This is a genomic window from Nonomuraea sp. JJY05 (assembly GCF_043496855.1).
Lineage (GTDB): Bacteria > Actinomycetota > Actinomycetes > Streptosporangiales > Streptosporangiaceae > Nonomuraea.
In genome coordinates this window covers 93,566-120,152 of the sequence record NZ_JBIEIS010000022.1, presented here as the reverse complement: position 1 = coordinate 120,152, position 26,587 = coordinate 93,566, and the positions used below count along the sequence as shown (strand labels likewise).

The 26,587-nt window shown below is 69.7% G+C and carries 25 protein-coding genes and 2 pseudogenes; 18 read left to right on the top strand and 9 right to left on the bottom strand.

Translation table 11 applies throughout. The annotated features are described in order from the left end of the window. Positions 1-5: 5 nt before the first annotated feature. Positions 6-416: a winged helix-turn-helix transcriptional regulator gene (locus ACFKCF_RS32295; RefSeq protein ID WP_394499036.1), complete on the bottom strand. Its 411-nt coding sequence runs from the start codon at positions 414-416 to the stop codon at positions 6-8. Positions 417-529: 113 nt separating this feature from the next. Here ACFKCF_RS32295 and ACFKCF_RS32290 point away from each other — a divergent pair, with 113 nt between their 5' ends. The 4 genes from ACFKCF_RS32290 to ACFKCF_RS32275 all read left to right on the top strand — a co-directional run bounded on the left by ACFKCF_RS32290 (position 530) and on the right by ACFKCF_RS32275 (position 4,285). Continuing rightward, the gene (locus ACFKCF_RS32290; RefSeq protein ID WP_394499035.1) at positions 530-1,282 is read left to right on the top strand and encodes an alpha/beta fold hydrolase; all 753 of its coding nucleotides are present in this window, start codon (positions 530-532) and stop codon (positions 1,280-1,282) included. Between the two features lie 217 nt (positions 1,283-1,499). Further along, the gene (locus tag ACFKCF_RS32285) at positions 1,500-1,973 is read left to right on the top strand and encodes a carboxymuconolactone decarboxylase family protein (RefSeq protein ID WP_394499034.1); all 474 of its coding nucleotides are present in this window, start codon (positions 1,500-1,502) and stop codon (positions 1,971-1,973) included. An 80-nt stretch (positions 1,974-2,053) separates the two neighbouring features. Then, positions 2,054-2,998 (top strand): RNA polymerase sigma-70 factor, encoded by a 945-nt coding sequence (locus ACFKCF_RS32280; RefSeq protein WP_394499033.1) that lies wholly within the window; start codon positions 2,054-2,056, stop codon positions 2,996-2,998. Between the two features lie 90 nt (positions 2,999-3,088). After that, positions 3,089-4,285, top strand: a complete 1,197-nt coding sequence (locus ACFKCF_RS32275; RefSeq protein ID WP_394499032.1) for an NAD(P)/FAD-dependent oxidoreductase — start codon at positions 3,089-3,091, stop codon at positions 4,283-4,285. A gap of 190 nt (positions 4,286-4,475) precedes the next feature. Here the strand turns inward: ACFKCF_RS32275 and ACFKCF_RS32270 are convergent, their stop codons facing one another. The 5 genes from ACFKCF_RS32270 to ACFKCF_RS32250 form a co-directional block, all read right to left on the bottom strand. Then, a complete protein-coding gene (locus ACFKCF_RS32270) occupies positions 4,476-6,737 on the bottom strand; it encodes a transglycosylase domain-containing protein (protein WP_394499031.1) in 2,262 nt (753 codons plus the stop codon). A gap of 121 nt (positions 6,738-6,858) precedes the next feature. Continuing rightward, a complete protein-coding gene (locus ACFKCF_RS32265; RefSeq protein ID WP_394499030.1) occupies positions 6,859-7,023 on the bottom strand; it encodes a hypothetical protein in 165 nt (54 codons plus the stop codon). Between the two features lie 69 nt (positions 7,024-7,092). Beyond that, positions 7,093-7,917 (bottom strand): LLM class flavin-dependent oxidoreductase, encoded by an 825-nt coding sequence (locus tag ACFKCF_RS32260; RefSeq protein WP_394499029.1) that lies wholly within the window; start codon positions 7,915-7,917, stop codon positions 7,093-7,095. Further along, positions 7,914-8,804, bottom strand: coding sequence for an alpha/beta fold hydrolase (locus tag ACFKCF_RS32255; RefSeq protein WP_394499028.1), 891 nt, complete (start codon positions 8,802-8,804; stop codon positions 7,914-7,916). Before ACFKCF_RS32255 ends, ACFKCF_RS32260 begins: the two co-directional genes overlap by 4 nt. Positions 8,805-8,942: 138 nt before the next feature. Further along, positions 8,943-9,836, bottom strand: coding sequence for a LysR family transcriptional regulator (locus tag ACFKCF_RS32250; RefSeq protein ID WP_394499027.1), 894 nt, complete (start codon positions 9,834-9,836; stop codon positions 8,943-8,945). 84 nt (positions 9,837-9,920) lie between these two features. On the opposite strand from ACFKCF_RS32250, the gene ACFKCF_RS32245 reads away from it, so the two are divergent. From ACFKCF_RS32245 to ACFKCF_RS32210, 8 genes and pseudogenes are all read left to right on the top strand, one after another. Continuing rightward, positions 9,921-11,144: an MFS transporter gene (locus tag ACFKCF_RS32245; protein WP_394499026.1), complete on the top strand. Its 1,224-nt coding sequence runs from the start codon at positions 9,921-9,923 to the stop codon at positions 11,142-11,144. A gap of 335 nt (positions 11,145-11,479) precedes the next feature. After that, positions 11,480-12,226 carry a class I SAM-dependent methyltransferase gene (locus tag ACFKCF_RS32240; RefSeq protein WP_394499101.1) on the top strand — a complete coding sequence of 249 codons (747 nt, stop codon included), beginning with the start codon at positions 11,480-11,482 and terminating at the stop codon, positions 12,224-12,226. A gap of 337 nt (positions 12,227-12,563) precedes the next feature. Further along, positions 12,564-12,803, top strand: coding sequence for a hypothetical protein (locus ACFKCF_RS32235; RefSeq protein WP_394499025.1), 240 nt, complete (start codon positions 12,564-12,566; stop codon positions 12,801-12,803). 487 nt (positions 12,804-13,290) lie between these two features. Next, entirely contained in the window at positions 13,291-13,797 is a 507-nt protein-coding gene (locus ACFKCF_RS32230; protein WP_394499024.1) for a pyridoxamine 5'-phosphate oxidase family protein, read from the top strand. A gap of 195 nt (positions 13,798-13,992) precedes the next feature. Continuing rightward, entirely contained in the window at positions 13,993-14,577 is a 585-nt protein-coding gene (locus ACFKCF_RS32225; protein ID WP_394499023.1) for a dihydrofolate reductase family protein, read from the top strand. Between the two features lie 173 nt (positions 14,578-14,750). Next, positions 14,751-15,617, top strand: a complete 867-nt coding sequence (locus ACFKCF_RS32220) for an SDR family NAD(P)-dependent oxidoreductase (protein WP_394499022.1) — start codon at positions 14,751-14,753, stop codon at positions 15,615-15,617. A gap of 122 nt (positions 15,618-15,739) precedes the next feature. After that, positions 15,740-16,798: pseudogene (locus tag ACFKCF_RS32215) on the top strand (MFS transporter); the annotation flags it as partial. An 11-nt stretch (positions 16,799-16,809) separates the two neighbouring features. Next, a complete protein-coding gene (locus tag ACFKCF_RS32210) occupies positions 16,810-18,285 on the top strand; it encodes a PLP-dependent aminotransferase family protein (protein ID WP_394499021.1) in 1,476 nt (491 codons plus the stop codon). Between the two features lie 33 nt (positions 18,286-18,318). On the opposite strand, the gene ACFKCF_RS32205 is transcribed toward ACFKCF_RS32210, so the two are convergent. Further along, positions 18,319-19,674: an FAD-binding oxidoreductase gene (locus tag ACFKCF_RS32205; RefSeq protein ID WP_394499020.1), complete on the bottom strand. Its 1,356-nt coding sequence runs from the start codon at positions 19,672-19,674 to the stop codon at positions 18,319-18,321. A 526-nt stretch (positions 19,675-20,200) separates the two neighbouring features. Here ACFKCF_RS32205 and ACFKCF_RS32200 point away from each other — a divergent pair. Then, positions 20,201-20,429 (top strand): annotated as a pseudogene (locus ACFKCF_RS32200) (recombinase family protein); the annotation flags it as partial. A 160-nt stretch (positions 20,430-20,589) separates the two neighbouring features. On the opposite strand, the gene ACFKCF_RS32195 reads toward ACFKCF_RS32200, so the two are convergent. Both ACFKCF_RS32195 and ACFKCF_RS32190 read right to left on the bottom strand, forming a co-directional pair. Further along, positions 20,590-21,285, bottom strand: a complete 696-nt coding sequence (locus ACFKCF_RS32195) for an NAD(P)-dependent oxidoreductase (protein WP_394499100.1) — start codon at positions 21,283-21,285, stop codon at positions 20,590-20,592. 294 nt (positions 21,286-21,579) lie between these two features. Continuing rightward, the gene (locus ACFKCF_RS32190; protein WP_394499019.1) at positions 21,580-22,125 is read right to left on the bottom strand and encodes a YceI family protein; all 546 of its coding nucleotides are present in this window, start codon (positions 22,123-22,125) and stop codon (positions 21,580-21,582) included. 245 nt (positions 22,126-22,370) lie between these two features. On the opposite strand from ACFKCF_RS32190, the gene sigJ reads away from it, so the two are divergent. From sigJ to ACFKCF_RS32165, 5 genes are all read left to right on the top strand, one after another. Then, positions 22,371-23,291 (top strand): RNA polymerase sigma factor SigJ, encoded by a 921-nt coding sequence (gene sigJ, locus ACFKCF_RS32185; protein WP_394499018.1) that lies wholly within the window; start codon positions 22,371-22,373, stop codon positions 23,289-23,291. A gap of 105 nt (positions 23,292-23,396) precedes the next feature. Continuing rightward, a complete protein-coding gene (gene wrbA, locus ACFKCF_RS32180; protein ID WP_394499017.1) occupies positions 23,397-24,005 on the top strand; it encodes an NAD(P)H:quinone oxidoreductase in 609 nt (202 codons plus the stop codon). A gap of 29 nt (positions 24,006-24,034) precedes the next feature. Beyond that, the gene (locus ACFKCF_RS32175) at positions 24,035-24,463 is read left to right on the top strand and encodes a YybH family protein (RefSeq protein ID WP_394499016.1); all 429 of its coding nucleotides are present in this window, start codon (positions 24,035-24,037) and stop codon (positions 24,461-24,463) included. A gap of 131 nt (positions 24,464-24,594) precedes the next feature. Next, a complete protein-coding gene (locus ACFKCF_RS32170; protein ID WP_394499015.1) occupies positions 24,595-25,374 on the top strand; it encodes an SGNH hydrolase domain-containing protein in 780 nt (259 codons plus the stop codon). After that, positions 25,374-26,573 (top strand): acyltransferase family protein, encoded by a 1,200-nt coding sequence (locus ACFKCF_RS32165; RefSeq protein WP_394499014.1) that lies wholly within the window; start codon positions 25,374-25,376, stop codon positions 26,571-26,573. The genes ACFKCF_RS32170 and ACFKCF_RS32165 overlap by 1 nt, the downstream gene beginning before the upstream one ends. Positions 26,574-26,587 lie beyond the last annotated feature (14 nt).

The window sequence follows — 26,587 nt, the reverse complement described above, 5'->3', positions numbered from 1 at the left end:
GTGTTTCAGGAACGTGCGGCGGCTGCGCCGTCGTAGGCCCGGCGGGCCGCGGTGATGGCGGGGGCGGCGATCCGGGCCCACGCCGTGAGCGCTTCCAGGGGCTCGCGTATGTCTTCGATCAATGGAGTGGTCGCGTACTCGACCCGCGGTGGGGAATCCGGATACACGGTCCGGGTGATGAGTCCGTTGCGTTCGAGGTCGCGCAGGCTCACGGTCAGCATCCGGCGGCTGATGCCCGCGATCGCGCGCTCCAGCTGGGTGAACCGGCGTGCACCTTCGCCCAGCTCGACCAGCACCTGAGCGCTCCACTTGCCGCCGATCAAGGCCAGGACCTCAGGTAGCGGGCAATCGTCGGGGCCCGGTCCCGCCGCCTCGGGCACGAGCTGGTCTGTTACCGCGGTGTTCCGTTGCGACAAGAAAGTGCCTTCTTTCGAGCTTTCTGAGCATGCGCCACGATTGTTCCCGTTACCAATCGTAACGGTCCTGCGTACAGGCGCAGGGCCCTCGTGAACAGGTGAGGGAACGACACGTGCCCTTCGCACGCAGCAACGGTTTCAAGATTTCGTACGAGGTATCCGGCGACGGCCCCGCAGTGGTGCTTCATCCGGGGATGTTCCAGGACGGGGCGCATTGGGCGTACAGCGGCTACACCTCCGCGCTGACGTCCGCCCACACCGTGATCGCCGTCGACCCGCTCGGTCTGGGTGCCAGCGACGCGCCGCACCAGGCCGAGGACTATTCGCTCGAACGGCGCGTGGACTCCGTCACCGCAGTGCTGGATGCGGTGGGCGTCGAACGGGCCGCGTTCTGGGGGTACTCGCTCGGCGCCATGACGGGTTATGCGGTCGCCGCTCACGCGCCCGACCGCTTGACCTGCCTGGTGGCCGGCGGTTTCGATCCGATCGACGGCTTCCGCTCCGCGATCGGCCCCACGCTGCGCCTGCTCGGTCTGCCCGCCGACACCGACGCCTACCACCTGATGAAGCAGGGCGCCGCCGCCGATCCCTATCAGGCCGCGGTGATCGAGGCGGGTGACCCCGCCGGTTTCCGGGCCAACTACGAGGCGTTCTGCCGCGAGCCCGGGCTGCAGCGCGAACTCGCCGACTCCGGCGTGCCGACGCTGCTGTACGCGGGGACGGCCGACCCTTGGCACGAGCCGATGCGGACCTTCGCCGAGCGCTCAGGCGCGAGCTTCGTGTCCGTCTCCGACGCGGATCACAAGGGCTGCTGGGACAGGTCGGCCGATGTGCTGCCGGCGGTGCTGCCGTTCCTGCGGATATGACATCTCATTCCTCCTCGTCGATGGAGACCTTTATAGGCCTGTTGACCACGTCACGCGCACATGACGCCGGTCTGCGCCAATTTGTGACGCCCATGCCCAGTGGCGCACGTCACGTCACCGAGCTGTCACAAGGACCGGGCCGCCGGCATCTCCATGCCGTCAGGACGCCGCGCGAACGATCCGCGCGGCGTGCAGCTCCACAAGTGAGGTCGAAGTCATGGAACCCCGTATGAACCTGAACGCCAACGAGCTCGGCGTCAAACTCGGCAAGCGGTTCTACAACGTCAGCCTGGCGATCGAGCAGTCGACGCTGCCCAAGTCCACCCAGAACCTGGTGATGCTGCGTGCCAGCCAGATCAACGGCTGCGGCTTCTGCGTCGACTACCACTCCAAGGACGCCGCGGCCGCCGGGGAGAGCTCGGTCCGGCTCAACCTGGTCGCCGCCTGGCGCGAGTCCAGCGTGTTCACCGAGGCCGAGCGGGCCGCGCTGGCGCTCGCCGAGGAGGGCACCCGGCTCGCCGACGCCCACCGAGGCGTGTCCGACGAGACCTGGGCCCAGGTGCGCGAGCACTACGACGAGGACCAGCTCGCCGCGCTGGTCTACCTGGTGGCCATGATCAACGCGGCCAACCGGCTCGGCGTCATCGTGCGCACCCAGGGTGGCTCCTACGAGCCCGGCATGTTCAACTGATCGACGGGCGGGCCCCGGCCCAGGATCGTCCGATCCGGGCCGGGCCCGCCGATCGGCACTGCTCGGGCTAGGATCGCGCCATGCCCTTGACCGCGGACGACGTCGACCGGTTCGAGGCGTCCAGGCCACGCCTGGAGGCCATCGCCTACCGCCTCCTCGGCTCGGCCGCGGAGGCCGAGGACGCCGTCCAGGAGACGTTCTTGCGGTGGCAGGCCGCCGACGTCGACCGCATCGAGGTCCACGAGGCCTGGCTGACGAAGGTTCTCACCAACCTGTGCCTCAACCAGCTCACCTCCGCGCGGGCGCGCCGCGAGACCTATGTGGGCCGATGGCTTCCCGAGCCGCTGCTCGCGGGCGACCCGATGCTCGGCCCGGCCGACACGGCCGAGCAGCGCGAATCGGTCTCGTACGCGGTCCTCACCCTCATGGAGCGCCTCTCCCCCAACGAACGGGCCGTGTACGTGCTGCGGGAGGCCTTCGACTACCCGCACCGGGAGATCGCCGAGATCCTCGACCTCACCGAGGCCGCCAGCCAGCAGATCTTCCACCGCGCCAAGAAGCACGTCGCGGACGGCAGGGCCCGTACCGAGATCGACGCGGCCGCCGCCCGGCGGATCGTCGAGGAGTTCCTGGCGGCCGCCACCAGCGGCCGGACCGAGCCGCTCGTACGCCTGCTCACCCAGGACGCCATCTCCGTCGGCGACGGCGGCGGGAAGGTCCCGGCCCGTGCCAAGGCGTTCGAGGGCGCCGTCGCGGTCGCGAAGTTCCTGCGGAGCCTGTTCAAGCCCGCCGAGGCCAAGCGCGCCATCGTCGGCGGGTCGCCCCGGATATACGCCTGGACCGCCAACGGAGACCCCGCCGTCGTGGCCGTCGTGGACGGCCGGGTCGTCGCCATCATGTGCCTGGAGGTCACCGCCGACGGCATCACCGCGTTCCGCAACCAGGTCAACCCCGACAAGCTCGAACGCGCGACCAGGCAATGGGCGGCCGCCGACCACGGCGAGCCCCTGTTCGACGGCCTCTGACCGAGATGTGAGGTGCTTCACATCGCGTTCCTGTCAGGAAACGGCGGGCCATCCGGTTCAAGGGGCGACCGCACAAGACAGGAGCAGGACATGCAGCACCGCATCGTCGTCCTCGGAGCCGGATACACCGGAGCCGTCGCCGCCGGCCGCCTCGCCAAGCGGCTGCGCCGCGAGGACGTCGCCATCACCCTCGTCAACGCCGAGCCCGACTTCGTCGAACGCGTCCGCATGCACCAGCTGGCCACCGGCCAGGACCTCAAGCCCCGGCCGTTCAGCGAGATGTTCGCGGGCACCGGCGTCGAGCTTCGGCTCGCGCAGGTCACCGGCGTCGACGTCGACCGCAAGACGGTCGCCGTCATCGACGCGAACGGCACTGGACAACTTTCCTACGACACGCTCGTCTACGCCCTCGGCAGCCGCTGGAACGCCCAAGGCGTCCCCGGGACCGCCGAGCACGCCTATGAGATCGCCGGCCGCCCCGGAGCGCTCCGGCTGCGCGAGCGTCTGACCCGCCTCGACGCCGGGCAGAGCGTGGTCGTCGTCGGCGGCGGCCTCACCGGCCTGGAGGCCGCGACCGAGATCGCCGAGGCCCGCCCGGACCTCGACGTCGCCCTCGCCGCCCGAGACGGCCTCGGCGACTGGCTCTCCCCCAAGGGCCGCGAGCACCTGCGCAAGGTCCTCGCCAAGCTCAGGATCACCGTGTACGAGCACGCCGCCGTCACCGGCGTCGAAGCCGACCGCGTCGCCACCGCCGACGGCAAGGCCATCCCGGCCGCGGTCACCGTGTGGACCGCCGGCTTCGCGGTCCACCCGATCGCGAAGGCGACCGCTCTGGAGGTCACCGACAGCGGCCAGATCGTGGTCGACGGGACCATGCGCTCGGTCTCGCACCCGGACGTGTACGCCATCGGCGACGCCGCCATGGTGACGGGCCCCGGCGACAAGCCGCTGCGGATGTCGTGCGCCTCGGGAACCCCGACCGCGTGGCAGGCCGCCGACGCGATCGCGGCGCGCCTGACCGGCGGCAAGCTCCCGAACGTGTCGATCCGCTACTTCAACCAGTGCATCTCGCTGGGCCGCAAGGAGGGCCTGATCCAGTACGTCACCGCCGACGACCGCGCCTTGCAGGCGGTCCTGACCGGCCGGCTCGCCGCCGTCTACAAGGAGCTGATCTGCAGGAGCGCCGCCTGGGGCGTCGCCAACCCGACACTCGGGCTGCCGACCCGGCGCCGCCGCGTCACCCGGGAGCGGGCCGCGACCGGCTCGGCCGTCAAGGCCTCGGCATAGAGCGTGAAGGCAAGCGGGAGCCCGCGCGGTCGCCGGGACGTCCTGGGCTCGGCTTGACCTTACCCTCAGCCGAACGAGCACGCCGGCCAGGTCCTGGCCCGGCTACGGGGCTGTAGCTCTCTCCGCGCTGAGGGTCGGTGCCACGGGCCGCCAGGCGCCGGTGGCGAGCATCGCCGGCCACCCTGCCCGCCTAACGTCGAAAGCCTGTGGTGACGTCGTCCGTGGTCACGTCGTCACCGTTGTCGAACGGGTCGTCGCTGACGTCGTCGTCGGTGGACGGGTCGTCGGTGGACGGGTCCTCGGCGGACGGGTCCTGGGTCGGCTTGGGCGTCGGCTTCCGCACCAGGTCGTGCTGCCGGCCACCGAAGGTGGGCGCCGGGAACTGCTCGACCGGCTTGCCATCCATCGCGATCGTCATGAATTCACGCCAGACCTTGGTGGGCGTTCCGGCACCCTGGATGTTGCCCAGGGAGACCTCCCTGGGCAGGGGGTGGCCGTTGGCGTCCTTCATGACCTTCTTGGTCTTGGGGTCGGTCCGCGGGATCTCCTTGTACATCCCGACGGCCGCGGAGAGCTGCGGGGTGTATCCGACGAACCAGGCCTCCTTGTTCTCGTTGTTGGTGCCGGTCTTGCCGGCGATCGGCCGCCCGCCGGGCAGCGAGGTGCCCGCGGCGGTGCCGTACTTGACCACCTGCTGCATCGCGTACGTGGCGTCGGCGGCGCTGTCCGGGCTGATGACCGTTTTGGGCACGCCGACCTCCTCCATGACGGTCATCCCCTTGACCGTCTTGACCGAGACGACCACGTGCGCGTCGCGGTGGACGCCGCCGGCGGCGAAGATGCCGTACCCGGCGGCCTGCTCGACCGGAGTGACCAGGCCGGCGCCGATGGACATGCCGTACGCGTGGTCCTTGATGGCCTGCGCCAGATTCTTCTGGTTGATCCCGGCGCCCTCGGCGATCCTCTCCACCTCCTCCAGGCCGACCTCCTGCGCCATCGTGGCGAACGCCGTGTTCACCGACTCGGCGGTGGCCCGGTCGATCTGCACGGCCGCGCCCACGTTGTGCGAGTTGCCGATCGGCTTGGTGCCCGGCAGCGAGACCGGGCCGGTGCCGGACACGTAGCTCTTGAGGCTGTAGCCGTTCTCGAGCCAGGCTGCCAGCACATACGGCTTGAACGCCGAGGCGGCCTGCTTGTAGGCGTCGAAGGCGTTGTTGGTGAAGCTCTTCAGGTAGTCGCGGCCGCTGTAGAAGGCGATCACCCGGCCGTTGCGCGGGTCGACGGCGGCCATGTTCGCGCGGATGTGCTTGTCGTTCAGAGTGGCGAGGTTGCTCTCCACCGCCTTCTTCGCGGCCTGCATGAGCTTCTTGTCGAACGTCGACGTCACCCGGAAACCGCCGCTGCGCAGGCTCTCCCTGGAGATCCCCCGCTGCTCCAGCTCGCGCTGCACGATGTCGACCATGTAGCCGTTGATGCCCTTGAGGGTCTCTCTCTTGTCCAGCTTGGCGAGCTTGGGGAACTTCGCCGTCGTGGGCAGCTGCCCGTACTTCGCCGGGTCGACGATCGCCATGCCGCCGATGACGTAGGTGAACCGCTCCCGGGTCGGCGCCCAGTTCTTCTTCGCCTCCGTCCTGTCGAAGGCGTCCGGGTTCTGGATCCGGCCCGCCAGGTAGGCTCCCTCGGCGGGGGTCAGCTCCTCGACGTCCTTGTCGAAGAACGCCTGGGCGGCGGCCTGGATGCCGTCCGCGCCGCGGCCGAAGTAGATGGTGTTGAGGTAGTTGGCAAGGATCTCGTCCTTCGACATCTCCTTGCTGGCGCGGATGGAGACGAAGATCTCCTTGACCTTCCGCTGGATCGTCCGCTCCTGGCTGAGGCCGTCGTAGTAGCCGCGCGCCATCTCCTGCGTGATCGTCGAGCCGCCCTGGACCTGCCGGCCGGTCACCGTGCTCCACGCCGCACGCATGGTGCCGGACACCGAGAAGCCCGGGTCGGTGCGGAACGTGCGGTTCTCGGCGGCGATGAAGGCGTCCTGGACATGTCGCGGGATCTTGCTGATCGGGACGATCTCGCGCTTGGTGCCGAGCCTGGCGATCTCGGTCTTGCCGTCCCGGTAGTAGATGATGCTGCCCTGCTCGACGGCCTGCTGTTGAGTCGCCAGAGGGAGCGGAGTGTTGGCGTACGCCACCATGATCATGCCGAAGAGGCCCGCCGCCAGCACCGTGCAGGCGAGGACCACGACCTTCCAGCTGGGGATGAACCGCTTCCAGCCGGTCCGGCGCGGACGGCCGCCGTCCTCGTCCGGCCGGCCGCCCGCTCCCCCGGGACCGTCGTCACCCGGTCCGCCGGGGCCGCCGTGCCCCTGGCCGCCGGATCTCCGTAACCTGTCACGGCCTGGCTGCGGGCGCTGGGCCATCGCCTGGGCGCCGTCGGAGGCTCCGGTGCGGCGCCGCACCCTGCGCGGACCTTCCCCGGCACCGCTCCGGTCCGACTCGCTCCTCTGCCGCGGCCGAGCATTTGCCAGCAATCCATCCCCCTAACGGTTAGCCAATAGATAGCGGCTACCCTATGGGGTGTCAAAACGCTGCGCCTGATGATCTCCTGGACTTGACGCGCGGATAGCAGGCCACGGCGGACAGCTCTTTGCAGTCCAGGATGCGGATGAGCGTGTAGCCGGTCTCGACGATGTGCTGGGTGCGCCAGTTGGCCAGGGTGCGGTGGCCGCAGCCGGTGTCGAGCACGCGATCAGCGGTCCGGACGTCAGCGGCCGCACGTTGTCGCACCCCGGTCCGGCGTCATGGCCGAACGGCTCAATCGCCGCCCGGATCCGCTGGGCCGTCGCGGAGTACGCCGCGCACCGTGTCGAGCCGTACACCCGGGTCGAACTCCGTCAGCCACCAGGTCGCGCCGGCGGCGGCGTACGGCAGTGGGTCGACGTCGGAGGGCAGGCTGATGGCGATGTCGTACGAGGCCATCTCGCCATGTCGCAGTTCGGTGAGGGTGCCGACGACCTCGGCGAGCTGGTCCGGGTGCTCCAGATTGATCGGAAAGAAGCCGTCGAGCCGGGCGGCCCGGCGGATCGGCTTGACGTTGCCGGGGAATCCGGCGGCCCACACCGGCACGCCGGGTCGCTGAACCGGCCGCGGCAGGAACGTGATGTCGTCGACGATGTACGTCTCGCCGCGATGGCGCACCGGCTCGCCGGACCAGGCGGCGGCCAGGATCGCCAAGGACTCGTCGAGCATCCGCCCCCGCCGCCGGTCGTCGAGCTGCTCGCCGGTTTTGGACAGCTCACCGCCGAACCGGTCGCTTCCGAGCCCGACCCCGAGAGTGAGGCGGCCGCCGCTCAGCCGATCCAGTGTCGCGGTCTCTCGCGCCACTTTGGCCGGCCGCCGGCGGGCGAGCGTCGACACCATCGGGCCGAGCCGCAGCCGCTCGGTCGCGGTCGCGATCGCCGCCAGCGCGATCCACGAGTCGGCGACCTGCTGGACCGGCGCCCGCCAGGACAGGTGATCCCACACGAAGCAGCCGTCCCACCCGGCTTCCTCCGCTTCGGCGGCCAGGTTCGCCACCGCCCGCGGGTCGGCGAGCTCGTCGAAGAGCGGCAGCCAGAGTGCCGATCGCAGCCGGTTCACGGGCACTCTCCGCCGGAAACTGAAAGGATCTCCGCGATCGCGACGTCCCAGAGCTCCGGCGGCGGCATCTGGTGCCCCATGCCCTTGAGCGGGACGAGCCGTGCTTGCGGGATCTCCCGTGCCAGCGCCTCGCCGTGCCCGTACGGGAGGAGCGGGTCCGCGGTGCCGTGCAGCACCAGCGTGGGCACCGCGATCTCGCCGAGGCGGGCGCGGACGGGCTCGCCGCCGGTGAGCTGCCAGTGGTTCTGCGCCGACGCCAGTGACGGGCTGCGGTCCCAGGCGCGGCCGACGACGCGGCGCAGCCGCGCCTCGTCGACGGGGATGGTGCCCGCGAAGGTGCGCTCGCCGTCGGTGTAGTACGCGATGACGGCCTCGCGGTCGGACCAGTCGGGCGCCTCCTCACCGCCCTCGGCGAACCGCTTCGCCAGCTCGGCGCTCATCGGCGGCAGGTCAGGGCGATCGGGGTTGCCGGGTCCGCCCGGGCTGGTGGCGATGAGCGTCAGGGAGGCGACCCGGCCGGGGTGGTGCACGGCCAGATGCTGGGCGATGCCGCCGCCCATGGAGACGCCGACTATGTGGGCGGCCTGCTCGATGCCGAGTGCGTCGAGCAGGCCGACGGCGTCGTCGAGCAGGGCGTCGCTTCCGTACGGCGGTGCGCCGGGCGGGAAGGTCGTGGAGCGGCCGGTGTCCCGGGTGTCGTACCGGATGACGTGCCGCCCGCCGGCGGCGAGACGCTCGCAGAACTCATCGTCCCACCAGTCCATCGACGCCTCGGCGCCGCCGATGAGCAGCAGGGCGGGTGCGGCAGGGTCGCCGAATGTCTGAGCGCAGAGCTCTACGCCGTTGATTTCGAGGAGTTGCTCGGGGTGATCTTGATTACCGTTCATGTCCGGCACGCTAAGCCGCGCGGCCCCATCGCGAAAAGCCATGATTTTCGATCGAATCAATCGCCTACAGCGATATAGTCGCCGTCGCTGAACCCTTCCACGCGGCGAGAGTCGCGCCCTCCTGCCCCTCGTCCGATGTCACATCTGGCCGGCCAGCTCAGTGGCGGCTTCGACGGCGATGTCGATGGCTCGGGCCGCGAGGGGCGACTGGGTGCGCCCGGCCGGCCAGTACAGATACCACGTGCAGGCGGGCGACGGTCGCAGTCGATGGATGCTGAGCTGGTCGTCGGACCAGACATCGGATCCCTGGAGGGCGAGCCAGGGCAGCACCGCCGAGCCCAGGCCCACCCGCACCATCGACACGACGGTTTCGTGACCGGCCGTTCGGAACACGATCCGCGGCCGGGCACCCGCGCCGGCGAGCTCCCGCTCCAGCCATCTTTGGTGGACGTTGGGCGGCCAGGCGACCATGGGAGCGCCGTCGAGCAGCTTCACCGGTACCGGACCATCGGGGAACGCACCTGCGCCGGCCACCAGGAGGTACGGCTCGTCGAGCAGCTCGACGTGCTCGACGTCGCCGTCGATGCGATCGTAGTGGAACAACAGGTCAAGATCTCCGATCCTCGGATCCTCCGGTCCCACCTCCGACAGCCGGATGTCGCAGCCGGGGTGCTCGCTCAGCAGCCGGCGCACGACGGCCGGCAGGATCAGCTTGGTCGCGCCCTGGAAGGTGCCGATGTCGATCCGGCCGTTACCGGCCTTGAAGCGATCGACGGCGTCGGCGAGCGCCTCCGACTTCGTGAGCAGATCGCGCCCGTGGGCCAGGACAACCTCGCCAAGTGGAGTGGTCCGCACCGGTTTGGGACCACCGGGCCGGTCGAAGACGGCGCCACCGACGGCCTTCTCCAGCGCGGCGATCTGCTGGCTCACCGACGACTGGGTGTAGCCGAGGCGAACCGCCGCTCGGCCGAACGTTCCCTCCTCGGCGATGGCGGCCATCGTCCTCAGGTGGCGCAGCTCAACGTCAGCCATGACGTCAGAGTATCGCCAATCGCGATTGATTTGATCGTAAATGATCGCTTTTCTTGATGTCTTGGTGATCCTAGTGTCATCGGCATGACCACCTACGACGCACCCGCTCCCACCGCGATGCCGCTCGGCCGCCGGCTGTCCCGCCTGCGCTTGGACCTGCCCAGTCTGGTCTGGTCCCTGGCGGCGACTCATTTCGTGAGCCGCGCCGGCGGAGTCGCGCAGTCGTTCCTCGTGCTCTACCTGACGCAGGAGCAGGGGCTGACGCCGACGACCGCGGGCGCGGTGGTGGCGGCGACGGGAGCCGGAGGCATCGGATCCCAGGTGCTCGGCGGCTGGCTGGGCGACCGGATCGGACGACGCCACACCATGCTGGTGGGGTTCCTGGGAACCGCCGTGACACTTGTCGCGCTCGGCTCGGCCGACACGGTGCCGGTGATCTGGGCGGCGGCACTCGGTGTCGGGCTGATGGCGGACCTGTTCCGCCCGGTCGGGTCGGCTGTGGTGGCCGACCTCCATCCGAGCCAGCGGGTCCGGGCCTTCGGGGTGCTGTTCTGGGCGGCCAACCTCGGCTTCTCCATCGCCACGATCGCCGCGGGGGTCCTGGCCCAGTACGGGTATGGACTCTTGTTCTGGATCAATGCCACGGCCTCGATCATCGCGGCGCTGATCGTCTGGCGCCGGATTCCCGAGACCCGGCCGGCGACACCGAACCAGACCCGCCGAGCGCTGCTGCCGGTGCTCCTGCGCGACCGGCTGATGATCGTCATGGTGTTGATCTACGTCGCCTATTTCACCCTGTTCCTGCAGACGTTCGCGACGCTACCGCTCCTCATGACAGCAGATGGTCACGGCCCCGCGACCTACGGCGCGGTGCTGGCTCTGAACGGGATCGTCATCGTGGTGGGCCAACCACTGGCGGTACGGCTGCTTGCCGGTCGCGACCCCGGCTCGGTGCTGGCCGTGTCCATGCTCCTGGCCGGTGCCGGCGTCGGTTTGGGCACCCTCGTAGAGAGCGGTGTCGGCTACGCGGGATCGGTCCTGGTCTGGACCCTCGGCCAGGTCGGCATCGCCGTGATGTTCGGCGCCACCTTCGCCGGCCTCGCACCGGCGGACCTGCGCGGCAGGTACATGGGCATCGCCTCCGCCACCTGGAGTGTCGGCGCCGTGTTCGGCCCGCTGGCAGGCACCGTACTGCTCGATCATGCCGGACGAACGGCTCTGGCGGCGGCATGCGCGATCACCGGGCTCGCCCTCTTCGCCGCCCAGCAGTCGCTCGGCCCGGCGCTCCGCCGCCGAAGCGGAAGCTGACCCACGCCCGTCTGGCCGGTCACATCACATCCAGTGACGGTCGGACGCAGCGTCCAGCCTGAGCATGGGACGGCGCAGGCGGGGGCCGCGGCGAATCCCGGGTTCACTGCGGAGCGGGTCCATCAGCTCGGCGCGGGCGGGGAACAGCACGTGGGTCATCTGGCGGATATGCACTTGAGCTGGCGAGCTCCGTGCGCGGTTGAGAAGCGGGCGAGTCTGATCCGAGGGGCTTGATCTACTGCGTCTGCACTGGTGAGGGCGACATTGGGCTGTCTGCATGCGTGATCCATACCCGTGTCGCCTCACACTGGGCCACAATGGCCCGCATGCCTACCATGCCCGGAAATCACGTTGAGACCGCACCTCCCTCCCAGTCCAACGCCTACGACAGGATCGCCGAGGGGTACGCGGCCGAGAACGAGACCAGCCTCGTGAACGCGTACTACGAGCGGCCCGCGATGCTGGAGCTCGCCGGGGACGTGACCGGCCGGCGGATCCTCGACGCCGGCTGCGGCTCGGGTCCCCTGTTCTCCGCGCTGCGCGATCGAGGCGCCAACGTGACCGGCATCGACGCGAGTGCCGGGATGCTGGAGCTGGCCCGACGGCGGCTGGGCGACGACGCGGATCTGCGGGTCGCCGACCTGGCCGGCGCGCTGCCCTTTCCGGACGGCGCGTTCGACGACGTCATCGCGTCCCTGGTGCTGCACTACCTGGAAGACTGGGGACCGACACTGGCCGAGCTGCGACGCGTGCTGAAGCCTGGCGGCCGGCTCCTCGTCTCGGTCGACCATCCTTTCGTGATCCCCCTCATGCGCCACAGGGCCGGGGAAAAGCTCAGCTATTTCGGAACCCGTAACCGGATCGAAGAATGGACCATGGGTGGGCAGACCTCCCAGATGAGCTTCTGGGACCGGCCGCTGCACGCGATGACCGAGGCCTTCACCGCGGCCGGCTTTCGCATCAGCGTCATCAGCGAACCGCCGTTTGTGCCGGAAGCCCGCGAACTGTTCCCCGAGGAGTTCCGCGAGATCACTGGCACGAGGTTCCTGGGCTTCCTGTTCTTCGTTCTAGAAGCCGGCTGACGGCGCTGGTGGCTGAGCGTTTCAGGGGGCGATTCCCGCCGGCTGAAGCGCTCAGCCACAGATGTTGACGACTCACTGGACGGCCCATGTAGGTGATGGATTCAGCTGGTGTGAGGTCGAAGCGAGACGAATGGCGCGGTCGCGGGCGAGCCGGCGGACCTCCACGGCGCGCAGGAAGCGCCGCTGCTCGCGGGCGTCGACAGCCTTGGGGGGCGAGTTTGGGCGTGGTGTCGCGGCGGGCCTGGGCCGGGGCCAGGCCGCGGTGGGTGAAGAAGTGGTCCAGGGCGGCCAGGTGGGCGTTGACGGTGTTGGCCTTCCGCTTGGCCACCGTTTTCAGGTGCGTCTTGTAGTCGCGCACGGCGAAGTCGCGGCCGTGCGCGTCGGTCAGCGGATCGGCACCGTCGACGCCCAGTGGATCCCGTACGCGCCGGTCACCAGACTGGACGACGCAGTACGACGCGAGACGGAGCTCGGTGCCACCGTCGTACGACCGCGCGTGGACTTCGCCGCCGGATCCGTGATCGTCATCCAGGATCCGAACGGCGCCACCCTCGCCCTGTGGGAATCCCACGCCTGATGACCACTCCTCCCCACTACTCCTGCGCGCTCGCGCCGACCGCCGACGTCGTCGACACGGCCAGGCTCGCCGAACAGCCCGGTTCGACGAAGCAGGTGCCGCCGGGGTCACCGAGGTCGTGTACGTCCCGGCCGGACCCGACATCACCGGCGAACTGCGAGCGTTCGCCCAGGCTGCCCGGTCGTGATCCCCTCGGTGGCCCTTTCTGCCGATTCACCCGGACTATCGGGGCGTGAGGTGGCGATCTGCGCGTTCGACAGGTACCCGCCCACGGCGGCGAGCATCGGCCTCCCGTGTCGAGTTCTTCGTCGGATCCACTCCTCCCAGGATGGCGTACGTCAGTGACCGTTCCGTAGTGGCTCAGTAGTGGCGTAGTGCTCGGCGCGGATGTCCAGATGCGTGCCGCCCGCCAGACTGGCCGTACACCGTCGAACAAGGAGGTCCCGATGCCCAACCCGACCGTGTTCCCGGATCCGGAGGCGGCGTCATGACCGACGTCGATCTGGACGCTCACGCCCGTGGTCTGATGGACGCCAACCTGTACGTGGTCCTCGGCACCGTCGACGCCGACGGCATCCCGTGGACGTCGCCGGTCTACTTCGCGACCGCCGACTACGCCGAGATCTTCTGGGTGTCCAGCCCCGACACACAGCACTCCCGTAACCTCGCCGCGCGCCCCCGGCTGAGCATGGTGATCTTCGACTCGACGGTGCCGGCCTACCACGGCCGGGCCGTGTACCTGTCCGGCACCGCCGCCGAGCTGACCGGCCGCGACCTGGACCGCGGTATCGAAATCTTCCCCGGAGACCCCAGCCGGGGTGGGTCCACGGTGTCGATCGAGGACGTCACCGCACCGGCGGCGTGGCGCCTGTATCGCGCGACGGTCAGCGAGGCGTTCGTACTGTGCCCCCGCGAGCCGCGCCAACCGTGCCCGCTGCACGGCCTCGCCGGTGACCACCGCGCGCCCGTGATGCCCTGGCGCCATCCGGCCTAGTGCTCGACGGCGACAGGCGTACCGGCGCGCGCGTGGACGACAGCCTCGGCGCGCCCCAGACCCACCTGTCGCGGGAGTGACGGCCCCGGCAGGCCTCGAACAAGCAGATTTCTCACCCGCGCCGTTACCTCACGTCCCCGTGATGGTACGGGCAGGCCAGGTGCGCTCGCCCTGCGCTGGTAAGGAAGGAAACCAATGGCGAAGTCCGTGCTGTACATGTCGATGTCGCTCGATGGATTCATCACCGGTCCGGGCGACGGCCCGGGCAACGGGCTCGGGATCGGCGGCCTTCGGCTGCACGAGTGGCTCGGCGAGCCCGTCTCCGAGCCGCCGTACTTCGACCCGCCGGGGCTGAGCGGGCAGGTGTTCGGCGAGTCGATGGCCACGGGTGCGGTCGTGGTGGGCCGCAAGACGTTCGACTACGCCGGCCACTGGCACGGTGACCACCACGGTGTGCCGATCTTCGTACCCACGCGTGGCGTCCCGCCGGCGCCGCAGAGCGGCTGGGTTCATTACGTGCCCGACGTCGCAACGGCGATGCGCGAGGCCAAGGCGGCCGCCGGCGAGAAGGATGTGATGGTGCACGGTGCCGGACTCGCCCAGTCGTTGCTGCGCGAGGGCCTGCTCGACGAGCTGGAGATCCACCTGATCCCTGTCGTACTCGGTGACGGGCGGCGGCTGTTCGGCGCCGACCGCATCGAGCTCGAGTTGACCCGGGTGCTCGACGCGCCCGGTGTCACGCACCTGCGCTACCGGGTGAACTCAGGTGCCAGCCGGTGACCAGCGCCGTCACCTCACACCGGATCCATATCAGCCCTGTCCACCACGCTGCCCGTCCTTGGACCATGAACGCGATCAGGAGCATCACCGGTATCGATGCCGAGCACAAGTGTGGGCCTGTCCACCGGAGTACCGGGCTTGTCATGCGAGTCGATCAATAGCTAGGAGTATCCATGTCCAAGGTGTGGTTCGTGACAGGAAGCTCGCGCGGTCTGGGTCGCGCGTTCGTCGAGGTCGCACTCGAAGCGGGTGATCGCGTGGCGGCGACGGCGCGTGACCCGGAGCGGTTGCATGATCTTCTTGAGACCTACGGCGATAGGGTCCTTGCGCTGCGGCTGGACGTGAGCGATCATGCCGCGGCCGTGCGCGCGGTCGCTCAGGCTGTGGAGAGGTTCGGTCGCATCGATGTCGCCGTCAACAGCGCCGGCTACAGCGACCTGGGCTCGTTCGAGGACACGACGATCGACTCGTTCCGGGCGCAGGTCGAGACCACCTTCTACGGCGTCGTCAACGTTTCCAAGGCGGTCGTGCCGATCCTGCGCGAGCAGGGCCATGGTCATCTCATCCAGGTCTCGTCGCTCAGTGCCCGCTTCTCCGCCCCCGGTCTGACCGCCTACCAGGCGGCGAAGTGGGCCGTAACGGGATTCTCCAGCAGCCTTGCCCATGAGCTTGCCCCGTTCGGAGTGAAGGTCACTGTTCTGGAGCCGGGCGGCATGCGTACCGACTGGGCGGGCTCGTCGATGACGATTCCGCAGCCCAGCGCGCCGTACCGGCCGACCATCGGGGTGTTCGCCGAGCAGGTGCGCGCCGCGTCCGGTCACGAGGCGACCAGCGCGCGCCGTGTCGCCCAGGTGGTCCGGGACATCGCCGGCCGCGATGATGCCCCGCTGCGCCTGCTGCTCGGGACCGATGCGGTGCCGTTGGCGCGGCAGGCGGCACAGGAACTCGCCGCCGGCGACGAGGCCTGGCGAGAAGTCAGTCTCAGCGTCTCCGACGAGACGCCCCTTACCGCCGATACGCCCCAAGAGACTCGGTTCTAGCAGGAATACACACCAACCTTCCACCGGACCTCACACGTCTGCCTGGATCAGTGGTGGCGCCGCGAGTCGCGGACGCGCTCAAACGTATGTGCCCGCATCCGGCCGGGTGAGGACGCCGCAAGAAACTCCAGCTCATCGGCGGCGCCGTGTTCGGCATCGCCTCGGTGGCCGCCGCGTTCCCCACCAGTGCGCAGATGCTCATCGCCAGCCGTGCACTGCTCGGCGTGGCCGGTGCCGCGGTGATGCCGTCGGTGCTGGCCCTGGTCACCGGCATGTTCAGCGACCAGAGGCAACGCAGCCGCGCCCTGGCCATCTACCTGACCTGCTTCATGGGCGGGCTGACGCTCGGCCCGCTGGTGGGTGGCCTGCTGCTGGAGTACTTCTGGTGGGGTTCGGTGTTCCTGGTGGCCGTGCCGGGGATGGTGCTGCTGCTGGTGTCCGGCCCGTTCCTGCTTCCCGGTCGGCGCGCGGCGCGGGCCGGCAAGCTCGACCCGGTCAGTGTCGTGCTGTGCCTCGCGGCGATCCTGCCGTTCGTCTACAGGCTCAAGGAATTGGTTCGCAGCGGCTGGCAGTGGCTGCCGGCCGTGGCGCTGGCGTTCGGCATCGCCGTACACGAGGCGCTCGCAGCCGTGGTGGACGGGGACCGGAGGGCCTGGCATCTCGCCGCAGCCGCCGCGGCGCCCGACGAGAGCATCGCGATCGAGTTGGAGCGCGCCGCCGAGAACGCGCGAGAGCGCGGGGCGCCCGCAGTGGCCATCCCCGCCTATGAGCAGGCCGCCCGACTCAGCCCCGGCCGTACCGAGCGGGCCCGGCGGATGACGCTCGCCGCGCAATCGGCGATCACGGCAGGCCAGATCGAGCAGGCGGCCGCACTGGTAAGTACTCGGCTCGCCGCATCGCCCTCGAGGCGTCCAACTGGGCGAGCCGTTTTGATGACCGCCTTGCCGCACTGCCACGAAGCCGTCCAGGGACATCGTGAGGTACCAAAGCACCTTCCCGCCTGCGGTCTGCGGCTCAACGTCGTTCATTCGTCGCCTCCTACGATCTGCTCGCGGTTGGTGACTCGTCGAAGAGAGATGGCCCCAGTCCCCGTGCCCCCGGCCAGGAGCTCATCTGGATGGTTCGCCACCGAGAGACTCGGCAGGTCGCTCAGCTTGGCAGGAATTGGTACACGTCGGTAAGGTCCGCTCCTGTGGGGCGATTGAGGACCAATTCCGGGCTGGCCGAGGACTTGCTCATCGAACTGGACCGCGACGCCGGGGTGTCACTGCACCGGCAGATCGAGGCGTCCATCCGCGCGAGCATCCGGGCCGGTCGGTTGCGAGCGGGTGCGTCGCTGCCGCCCACCCGTACCCTCGCGGCCGGGCTCGGGGTTTCCCGCGGGGTGGTCGTGGAGGCCTACCAGCAGCTCGTGGCCGAGGGCTACCTTGCCAGCCGATCGGGCGGTTACACCCAGGTCGCCGCGTCGATGCCGCCGGCCGCCGCCGGCGCGGGCTCCGCGGCTTCGATGGCGGCTTCGATGGCGGCTTCGACGGCGCAGTCGGCCGCCCGCAGCGTCGGCTCCAGCGTCGGTTTCGGGGTCGACTTCGGATACGGGCGCACCGACGTGTCGCAGTTCCCGCGGGCCGCCTGGCTGCGCTCGGTTCGTACCGTGCTCACTACCACACCCAACGACCGGTTCGCCTACCTCGACGGGCGCGGCGTGCCGGAACTGCGCCAGGCCCTGTGCGACTACCTCAACCGGGTACGCGGCACGCTGGCCGTCCCCGGCAACGTGGTCATCTGCAACGGCTACGGGCAGGGCATCTCGCTGCTGATCCAGGTGCTCGCGCGGCGCGGCGCCAGGCGGATTGCCCTGGAGGACCCGTCGTCCGACGACGATGCCCGGGTGCTGGCCGGGGCCGCGGGACTGGACGTGGTCGGCATCCCGGTGGGTCCGGACGGCGTTCAGGTCGACGCCCTCGACCTGGCCGACGCCGACGCGCTGGTCCTCACGCCGTCGCACCAGTGGCCGACCGGCGGGGTGCTGTCGGCGGCGGCCAGGGCCGAGGTGATCCGCTGGGCGAGGCGCCGCGGCGCGATCGTGGTCGAGGACGACTACGACGCGGAGTACCGCTACGACCGGTCTCCGGTGGGCGCCATGCAGGGCCTGGCGCCCGATCACGTCGTCTACTGCGGTACGGCCAGCAAGACGCTCGCGCCGGGGTTGCGGCTCGGCTGGATGGTCGTGCCTGCCCAGTTGGTCGACGGCGTCGCCGCGGCAAAGCTGCTCGCCGACCGCGGTTCGTCGGTCATCGACCAGCTGACGTTCGCCGACTTTCTCGGCCGCGGCGAGTTCGACCGTCACCTGCGCCGGATGCGTCCGGTGTACCGGCGCCGCCGCGACGCGCTGCTGGACGCGCTGCGCACCCATCTGCCGGATCTGCGACCGGCCGGGATCGCCGCCGGGCAGCACGTGGTCGCCTGGCTCCCGCCCGACCTTGAGGAGGCGGCGGTGGTGGCGGCAGCCGCCCGGCACGGGCTCGGCATCCAGGGCGTCGGGCCGTTCCGGATCGCCGGCGCCGGGCCCGGTGGCCTGATCTTCGGCTACGCCATCCTCAGCGAGAGCGCCATCGCCGAGGGGGTCGCGCTGCTGGCGACGGCCATCCAGGAGGTACGGGGATCCTGACGTGGCCCGTCACCGTACCTGTCGCCGTGCCTGTCACTGGGCCGGACGGATGTTCTGGTTCAGGTGGAACACGTTCGCCGGGTCGTAGGCGGTCTTCACCGCGGTCAGCCGGGCCAGCTTCGCGGCCGAGTACGCCCGCCGCACGCCGCGCTGCCCATCCGCCAGTTCGTCGGCCGTCAACGAGTTGACGTAGATCCCGCTGGCGTACGGCTCAAGCGAGGCACCGGCCGCGCGGGCGGCACCCATCCTGGCATCGTCCTCGGCCGGGTCGCTCCAGCGGGCACCGGCACCGAACTCGAACATCGTGCCGCGATGGCTGAACGCCGCGTCCGCCTCCGGGACATCGGCGATCGCGCCGCCGTGCGCCTGCAGGCCGACGCCCGGCAGGTCCGGGCTCGCGCTCAGGTCGGAGCCGCCGCGCAGCAATAACGCCTCGATCGCCGCGGTGGGAAAGCTCCGCAGGTAGTGCCCCTTGGCGTAGCGGCGGTATGCGTGGCCGCCGGTGGAGTCCTCGCGTTGCTGAAGTTCGAGGTACGACGGTGTGGTGACGCGGGAGGCAACAGGACGCCCGAGCGCCCGCAGCGCGGGCAGCAGCCGGCGGCCCTCGGCCGGGTCGCCGACCCACACGAACCCCAGCGTGGCGATCGGGCCGGAGGGAGCGCTGGCGACACTGGCGGTGAACGTCGCCTGCCGGGGCGCGACGGCGTTCAGGTCGCGCCAGCCCTCGATGACCGGGACGGCGTCCTCGGCGCGGAAGTCGAACTCGGCGACCAGCGTCCGCGTGCCGGTGTGATGCAACCGGAACTCGAACTCGGTGACGATGCCGAAGTTGCCACCACCGCCGCGCAGGCCCCAGAACAGGTCGGGGTTTTCGGTACGGCTCGCGGTCACCACGTCCCCCTCGGCGGTGACCACCGTGTAGGAGACGACGTTGTCGCAGGCCAGGCCGTGCTGGCGGGCCAGCCAGCCCATGCCGCCGCCGAGCGTGAGCCCGCCGACCCCGGTGTGTGAGACGTTGCCGGCGGTGGTGGCCAGGCCGTACACCTGGGACGCCCGGTCCAGCGCGCCGAGCAGCGCCCCGCCCTGCACCCGGGCCCGGCGACGGACCGGGTCGACCCGCACGCCGCCCATGGGCGTCAGATCGATCATGAGACCATCGTCAGGCACGGCGAACCCGGCGGCGTTGTGGCCACCGCAGCGCACGCCGATCTCGAGGTCCAGTTCGCGGGCCATCCGCACGGCGGCGACCACGTCGGCAACGCCCGCCGCGCGGACGATCATGCGTGGACGCCGGTCGATCATGGCGTTCCAGACGGTACGGGCGGTGTCGTAGCCGGCGTCGCCAGGCGTGAGTACCTGGCCGTCGAAGCGGGCTGCTGTCGTTGTCATGCCACTCAGCCTGGCAGGAATCGGTACACTCGATAAGGTCCGATCCTGCAAGCCAATTGAGGACCAATTCAGGGCCCGATCGAGGATCTGCTCATCGACTTCGCACCCGGCGTCTGCAGGGTCTCCGTGCTTAGCGCGCTGGGCACGGAGGTGACCGTGGCCGCGCGAACTCCAGGCCCTGGTGTCCAAGCGCCGCGGCCAACGCCGCCGCTCGCAAGGGCAACCACGGCGGTCGCTCCGCCGTCATCACCGACGACATGCTCCACGCCCTCCTACGCCGCCGCGCAGCCGGAGAACGCGTCGAAGACATCCGCAAGGATCTGATCATCCCCACCGGCAAACGCCACGGCCGCACCCCTCGCTCGCCAGCGCCTACCGGGCCCTGGCCGAGCACGACAAGACCCAGGCCCACCCAGACGCAGTGGAACAGGCTCACGCCGAGTACGCAGAACCGCACTCGCCGACACACGACCAAGACCGTTCTCAGCGATAACCACTGTTCCGGATTCCAGTCAGTATCAACCCGGACACCGTGATCGTGCACTCCAGGGACCGGCTCGCCAGAAACCTCGATGACCTGTTACGCCCAGTGCGGATACTGACCGGCAAAGGGCGTTCGGGTGAGGTGTGCGAAGGGGAACCCCGCGTTCACCGGCGAAGACTCCCCGACGGCCACCTTGCTGCTGTCGGTGATGGGCGCATCCGCCGAGCTCGAGCGGGCCCTGATCCTGGAGCGCCAGCGTGAGGGCATCGCCTGCCGGGCAGCGAGTCCAAGATCGGGTTGTTGCCCTTTCTGACGTATCAGCTTTCCCCCGCATGGCAATACGCCCCGGCCGTGGGCCAGGTGGCACATTTCGCTCGTATTCCGGTGCCACCCCTCGTAGACGACCGACGCGTCCTCCCCGTGGGTCACGATCAAGCGCTGCCGTTGCCGATGCGGAGTGCTTCCTTCAGGAAGACGCGGTAGACGCTCGGCGTGCCCTCGGTGGTGATGACCTCGACGATGGAGCGGACGTTGCGGTCCTCGACGGCCTCGCGGATGAGCGCGTCGGCCAGGTCGCGGCGTGAGGTGAACCGGCCGACCATCTGCGGCGGGCCGACGGTGTAGCCGGTGACCGCGTCGCCGTCGAACAGGCCGGAGGGGCGGACGACGGTCCAGTCGAGGTCGGTTCGGGCCACGAGCTCTTCCATACGGGCGGCGTCCTCGTACAGGGGGCGCCCCATTCTGAGGAGCATGGGCACGATCACCTTGCGGTAGACGAGGGTCTCGCCGGGCGGGGGTTTCATCGGCACGCCGGTCGAGGTCACGCAGACCAGGCGCCGGACGCCGTGCGCGGCCATGGCCGCGACGATGTTCCTGGCGGACCGGGAGAACGGGGTGGGGACCTCGGAGCCGTACGGGACGCCGAGCGTCGAGATCACCGCCTCCTGCCCGGCCACCACCAGGTCCACCGCCTCTGGGTCCAAGGCGTCCGCCTTGGCGACGTCCAGCGCGGGATCACTGAGCGGGAACGCCTCCGGATGCCGGGTGACCGCGGTGACGATGTGGCCCTCGGCGAGCGCCTGGGCGGTGGCGAGCCGCCCTGTCGGGCCATTGGCCCCGAAGATCACAAGCCTCAAGGCGTTCCTCCTATAGTCGTTTTACGCATAATATATTCATTATATGTAGCGTAAAGCATGGTGGTGCGCCGGGCTGCCGTCCGGGGTGGCGCCATCACGCCGGCGTTGTTGCCAAGCACGTCCAGCCGCGCGCAGTCGGAGAGCAACCCGTCGGCGAAGGCGCGGACGGAGTCCAAGGCACTGAGTGTCGGGCGCGACTCACGCCCGCCACATCTCCGCTGTCCTCGATCTGCTGAAGCAGGAGCCGCTGGAGACGTGCCTCGGTCTCGGCTCGCACGACAGGCACTACCTGACGCTGTGCGCCCAGCGGATCGCGGTGACGTCGAGCTCCAGCGTCACCGTCGGGCTGACCATGATCGTGGTCGCGGCGTTCCAGTTGACGCCCCAGTCGTTGCGGTTGACCGTGAGGCCGCCCTTGAAGCGAACCCCATGGTCGTCCTCGACGCCGGCCAGCTCCACGTCCACGGTCACGAGCTTGCTCACGCCTCGGATGGTCAGGGCACCGGTGACCTCGAAGCTGGTGCCACCGGTCTGCTTCACCCCGGTCGAGGTGAAGGTCAGGGCCGGGTGGTCGTCCACGTGCAAGAACGTGCGGCGCAGGTAGTCGTCACGCTGCGCATTGCGGGTCCGGATGCTCCCGGCCTGGATGGTGAGCCGGACGCGGGACTTCGACGGGTCGTCGCCGTCGAGGTACGCGCCGCCCTCGAACTCGCCGAACTCCCCGCGCACTCTGGTGGCCATCGTGTGCCGGGCGACGAACCCGATTCGCGTGCGGTCGGTGTCGAGGACGTAATCGCCGGTCAGCTCGCTGAGCCTGGTGGTGGTTGACATGCTTCGGTTACTCCTGGAGGGAAAGGGGTGGCCGGCCCTTCGGTGGCTCCGGGCGCCCGGTGAGGAGCAGAGCCGGATGCCGGTCGTGGGGGCGCTGGAGCGTTCCTGTTGGCTGGTTGGTGTTCGCCTTCAGCACTACGACGACAACGCGCCGTGGAATGTCAGGCGAGGCGCCGGCCTGACATTCCACGGCGGTGTCTCGTCGTAGTGGTGAGAGCGGTTGAGACAAGGAAAGACGGCACATCATGACCACCCGATCCGAGCCAGGAGACGACCGGCTCGATCCGAGCCTGAACGCGATCATGAGCGAGCGGCGTCAGCTGATCAATCTCGCCTACCGGCTGCTCGGCTCCCTGGCCGACGCCGAGGACGTCGTGCAGGAGACCTACACCCGCTGGTACGCCATGACCCGGCAACAGCAGCAGGACATCGAGAGCCCCGGCGCCTGGCTGACCAAGGTCGCCGGCCGCATCTGCCTGGACCTGCTCGGCTCGGCCCGGGTCCGCCGGGAAAGCTATGTGGGCGAATGGGTTCCGGAGCCGCTGCCCGACCGTACGGAGTGGATCAGCGCGCGCCCGGGCGACCCAGCGGACCGGATCACCCTCGACGAGTCCGTCACCATGGCGTTCCTCGTCGTGCTCGAAGCGATGACCCCGGCCGAGCGCGTCGCGTTCGTCCTGCACGACGTCTTCCGCTACTCCTTCGCGGAAGTGGCCGAGGTCGTCGGCCGTACCCCGGCGGCCTGCCGCCAGCTCGCCTCCTCGGCCCGCCGCCGCATCCGCGAGTCGCATACGTCCGTGACGCCGGAGGCCCGGCAGGCCGACATCGTCAGGGATTTCAAGCGGGCCTGGGAAACCAAGGACATCGACGCCCTCGTGGGCCTGCTCGCCCCCGACGCCAGGGGGATCGCCGACGGCGGCGGCCTGGCCAGCGCCATGCTCCGCCCGATGGAGGGCGGCGAGCCGATCGCGCGCTACCTGGTCGAGATCGCCAACCTGGCACCCGGCCTCGTGATCCTGGAGCGTACGGTCAACGGCCAGCCCGGCCTGGTGGCCCAGCAGGACGGCGAGACGGTGGCGGTCATGGCGTTCGACGTCACAGGCGATCGGATCAAGCACCTGTGGGCCGTGCGCAATCCCAACAAACTCCGGCCGTGGACGGCCTGACGCGCGGTTCCCCGAGACTCGGCACCGGCCCATTTCGGCCGCCTGACATTTCGTACGGCTCTGTCGTCGTACTGCTGAGACAGCATGTGTGAAAGGAAACCGACCATGGAACCCGTCAATGTCGCGATCATTTACTACAGCGCCACAGGCACCGTGCACGCCCTGGCGCGAGCCGCCGCCGAGGGTGCGGAAAAGGCCGGCGCTCACGTGCGGCTGCGAAAAGTCGCCGAAACGGCTCCGCCGGCGGCGATCAGCGCCAATCCGGCCTGGGGCCGGCACCTTCAGGACACCGCCGACGTGGCCGAGGCCGGCCTCGACGACCTGGCCTGGGCCGACGCGGTGCTGTTCGGCACTCCCACCCGCTTCGGCAACCCGGCCAGCCAGCTGAGGGCGTTCATCGACACCACCGGGAGCCTGTGGTTCCAGGGCAAGCTCGCCAACAAGGTGTACTCGGCTTTCACCGCCTCCAACACCGCCCACGGCGGGCAGGAATCCACCATCCTGGCGCTGGGGAACACGTTCTACCACTGGGGCGGCATCATCGTGCCCCCCGGCTACACCGACCCCATCCAGTTCCAGTCGGGCAACCCGTACGGCACCTCCCACGTGACCGGCGACGGCGCGCCCGGTGACGTGTCGCTGGACGCCGCCCGTTACCAGGCCCGCCGGGTCGTCGACACCGCCGCCTCGCTCAAGGCCGGCCGCGCCGCCTGACACCACGAATTCCTCGAACGGAGAATGCGATGACCACGAATGATTCCGAGTTTCTGGCCTTTTTGGACAGTCGAGTCGATGCTTGCCGGCTGAAGGACATCGATCGACTTATGTCGCACTATTCTCCCGACATCGTTTATTACGATGTCGTTCCCCCGCTCCAGTTCGCGGGGGCCGACGAAGTGCGCCGCAACTTTGTGCGGTGGTTCGACGGATATGACGGCCCCATCGGCCTGGAAACGCGCGATCTCGCCATCGTGACGAGCGGAGAAGTCGCGTTCGCGCACATGCTCCACCTGGACACCGGAACGACGAAGAACGGGGTCGATCGCGCGATCTGGGTACGATCGACGGTCTGTTGCCGCCGCTCACGTGGCAAGTGGCTGATCACGCACGAACACATCTCGGTGCCGATCGACCCGGAGACCCTCCAACCCTGGGTTCCACCGGCGGTATGAGCAACCGGGTGAGGCCGTCGGCCTCGCCGACCGCTTGACGACGCCGGCATTCGTGACGGCCCATCCCGCATTGTGTGATGAAACGATGACAACGCGGCTGAGCTCCGAACTCATCTGATTCGCTGCTGGCCATGCGATCGACGAACCTCTCTCGCCGGTTCCACCACGGGTCCACCGGCCCGATCCTGGCCGTCGCGGCCGGGCTCGCACTCGCGGGCTGCGGCGCGTTCACCACCTCCTCCGGCCCGGCGACCCAGCAGGCCGCGACCGGCGTCAGGGTGCTCTGGATGGGTGACTCCATCGCGGGCGCGCAGGCCCCGGCGCTGGAAGCGGCGCTGAAGGCCGCCGGCGTGGCGTTCAAGAACGCCACGTCCGACGGCGGCGGCAACGTCGTCGCCGGTGACCACGAGGTGACGGCCATGGGAGCCAGGGACACCTGGAAGACCCTGAAGGAGAATCTCGCCTCCTTCCGGCCGACGGTGATCGCCTACCAGATCACCACCTACGACTGGGGCACCGCCCGCCAGCAGCTGTCGGCCTACCAGAAGCTCTCCCGAACGGCCGAGGACGCCGGTGCCGAGCTCGTGCTGGTGTCCGCCCCGCCGTTCAAGATCGACGAGTTCTACAAGCCCCATGAGAAGGCGATCAGGAGCGCTCCGGCGATGGCCGCCAAGGCCGCGCACGTTCGCTACCTGGATGCCTCCGCGCTCTGGGGCAGCGACTACGCCGCCGCCAAGGCCCAGCGTGCCAAGGACGGTGTCCACTCCTGCCAGCAGGGATCGGCGGCCTTCGCCACCTGGTTCGCCAAGCGGCTCGGCGAGCTGGCCGGCTTCAGCCCGGCCGCCCCCGGAGTGTGGGCCACCGGGCCGTGGACCGGCGACGAGCGCTTCGCCAAACTCGGCTGCGGCTGATGGGGCCGACCACGTCAGCCCCGCGCCGCGCGCATGTCGGCGCGCTCGACGGGCTGCGCGGGTTCGCTGTCGCCGCGGTCCTGCTGTTTCACGCCGGGCACCTGCGCGGCGGGTTCCTGGGCGTCGACCTGTTCTTCGTCCTGTCCGGCTTTCTGATCACCGGCCTGCTGCTGGAGGAGCTCGGCAGGAGCGGCCGTCTCCACCTGCCGGCCTTCTGGGAGCGCAGGGCCCGCCGGCTGCTGCCCGCGCTGACCGTCATGGTCACCTCGACACTGCTGCTGGCCTGGGCGTTCGCCAGGCCGGACCTGCTGAGGTACGCCCTTCAGGACGCGCCGTGGGTGGCCGCCCAGAGCGTGAACTGGCACTTCATCGGCGAGCAGATCGGCTACTGGAACGCCTCCGGCACCCGCCTGTTCGCCCACCTGTGGAGCATCGGCGTCGAATGGCAGTTCTACCTGGTCTGGCCCCTGACGGTGGCGCTGGCGGGGAGAGGCCCCGGCGGGCACCGGCGGGTGGCGCTCGTCGCGGTGGCCGGTGCGCTCGTCTCGCTCCTGCTCATGATCAAGCTCGGCGCGGCCGTCGACACCACCCGCGCCTACGAGGGCACCGACACCCGGGCCTTCTCCCTGCTCCTCGGCTCGGCCGCCGCCACGTCACCCGTCCGGGACGCGGTGGCCGGCCTGTCACGCACCGCCGTGGACGTGAGCTGCGCCGTGCTGCTGTGCGGGCTGTCCGCCTCATGGCTGCTGACCGGCGGGGAAAAGGCCCCCGGCCTGTTCCAGGGCGGGATGTTCGCGCACTCCCTGGGCAGCGCCGTGCTGATCGCGCTCCTGGCCCACGCGCCGGACGGCCTGGCGGGCCGGCTGATCGGCGGCGCCGTGCCGCGCCGGCTGGGCGAGCTGTCCTACAGCCTGTACCTGTGGCACTGGCCGGTCTACCTGCTGCTGCCCCGGCCGGTGGCCGGGCTGGACGGCTGGGGATGGACGATCGTCGCGGCCGGGCTGTCACTGGTGGCTGCGGTAGTCTCGAAGGCCACCGTCGAAGATCCGGTACGGCTGCGCACCGGCTGGGCCACCGGGCGGCGCGGATGGGCGGCGGTGGCCGCCGCGGTGGTGATGGCAGCGGGGCTGTGGGCAGCGATACCGAGGCCCCAGCCCGGCGCCGGGACGGTCGACGTGAGCAGGCTCAGCCAGTCATGACCGGACAGATCGCG

Coding starts and splice junctions, on each gene's coding strand:
- ACFKCF_RS32285 (WP_394499034.1), top strand. CDS start 1,500: ATGGAACCCCGTATGAACCTGAACGCCAACGAGCTCGGCGTCAAACTC.
- ACFKCF_RS32280 (WP_394499033.1), top strand. CDS start 2,054: ATGCCCTTGACCGCGGACGACGTCGACCGGTTCGAGGCGTCCAGGCCA.
- ACFKCF_RS32275 (WP_394499032.1), top strand. CDS start 3,089: ATGCAGCACCGCATCGTCGTCCTCGGAGCCGGATACACCGGAGCCGTC.
- ACFKCF_RS32255 (WP_394499028.1), bottom strand. CDS start 8,804: ATGAACGGTAATCAAGATCACCCCGAGCAACTCCTCGAAATCAACGGC.
- ACFKCF_RS32250 (WP_394499027.1), bottom strand. CDS start 9,836: ATGGCTGACGTTGAGCTGCGCCACCTGAGGACGATGGCCGCCATCGCC.
- ACFKCF_RS32245 (WP_394499026.1), top strand. CDS start 9,921: ATGACCACCTACGACGCACCCGCTCCCACCGCGATGCCGCTCGGCCGC.
- ACFKCF_RS32240 (WP_394499101.1), top strand. CDS start 11,480: ATGCCCGGAAATCACGTTGAGACCGCACCTCCCTCCCAGTCCAACGCC.
- ACFKCF_RS32230 (WP_394499024.1), top strand. CDS start 13,291: ATGACCGACGTCGATCTGGACGCTCACGCCCGTGGTCTGATGGACGCC.
- ACFKCF_RS32225 (WP_394499023.1), top strand. CDS start 13,993: ATGGCGAAGTCCGTGCTGTACATGTCGATGTCGCTCGATGGATTCATC.
- ACFKCF_RS32220 (WP_394499022.1), top strand. CDS start 14,751: ATGTCCAAGGTGTGGTTCGTGACAGGAAGCTCGCGCGGTCTGGGTCGC.
- ACFKCF_RS32205 (WP_394499020.1), bottom strand. CDS start 19,674: ATGACAACGACAGCAGCCCGCTTCGACGGCCAGGTACTCACGCCTGGC.
- ACFKCF_RS32190 (WP_394499019.1), bottom strand. CDS start 22,125: ATGTCAACCACCACCAGGCTCAGCGAGCTGACCGGCGATTACGTCCTC.
- sigJ (WP_394499018.1), top strand. CDS start 22,371: ATGACCACCCGATCCGAGCCAGGAGACGACCGGCTCGATCCGAGCCTG.
- wrbA (WP_394499017.1), top strand. CDS start 23,397: ATGGAACCCGTCAATGTCGCGATCATTTACTACAGCGCCACAGGCACC.
- ACFKCF_RS32175 (WP_394499016.1), top strand. CDS start 24,035: ATGACCACGAATGATTCCGAGTTTCTGGCCTTTTTGGACAGTCGAGTC.
- ACFKCF_RS32170 (WP_394499015.1), top strand. CDS start 24,595: ATGCGATCGACGAACCTCTCTCGCCGGTTCCACCACGGGTCCACCGGC.
- ACFKCF_RS32165 (WP_394499014.1), top strand. CDS start 25,374: ATGGGGCCGACCACGTCAGCCCCGCGCCGCGCGCATGTCGGCGCGCTC.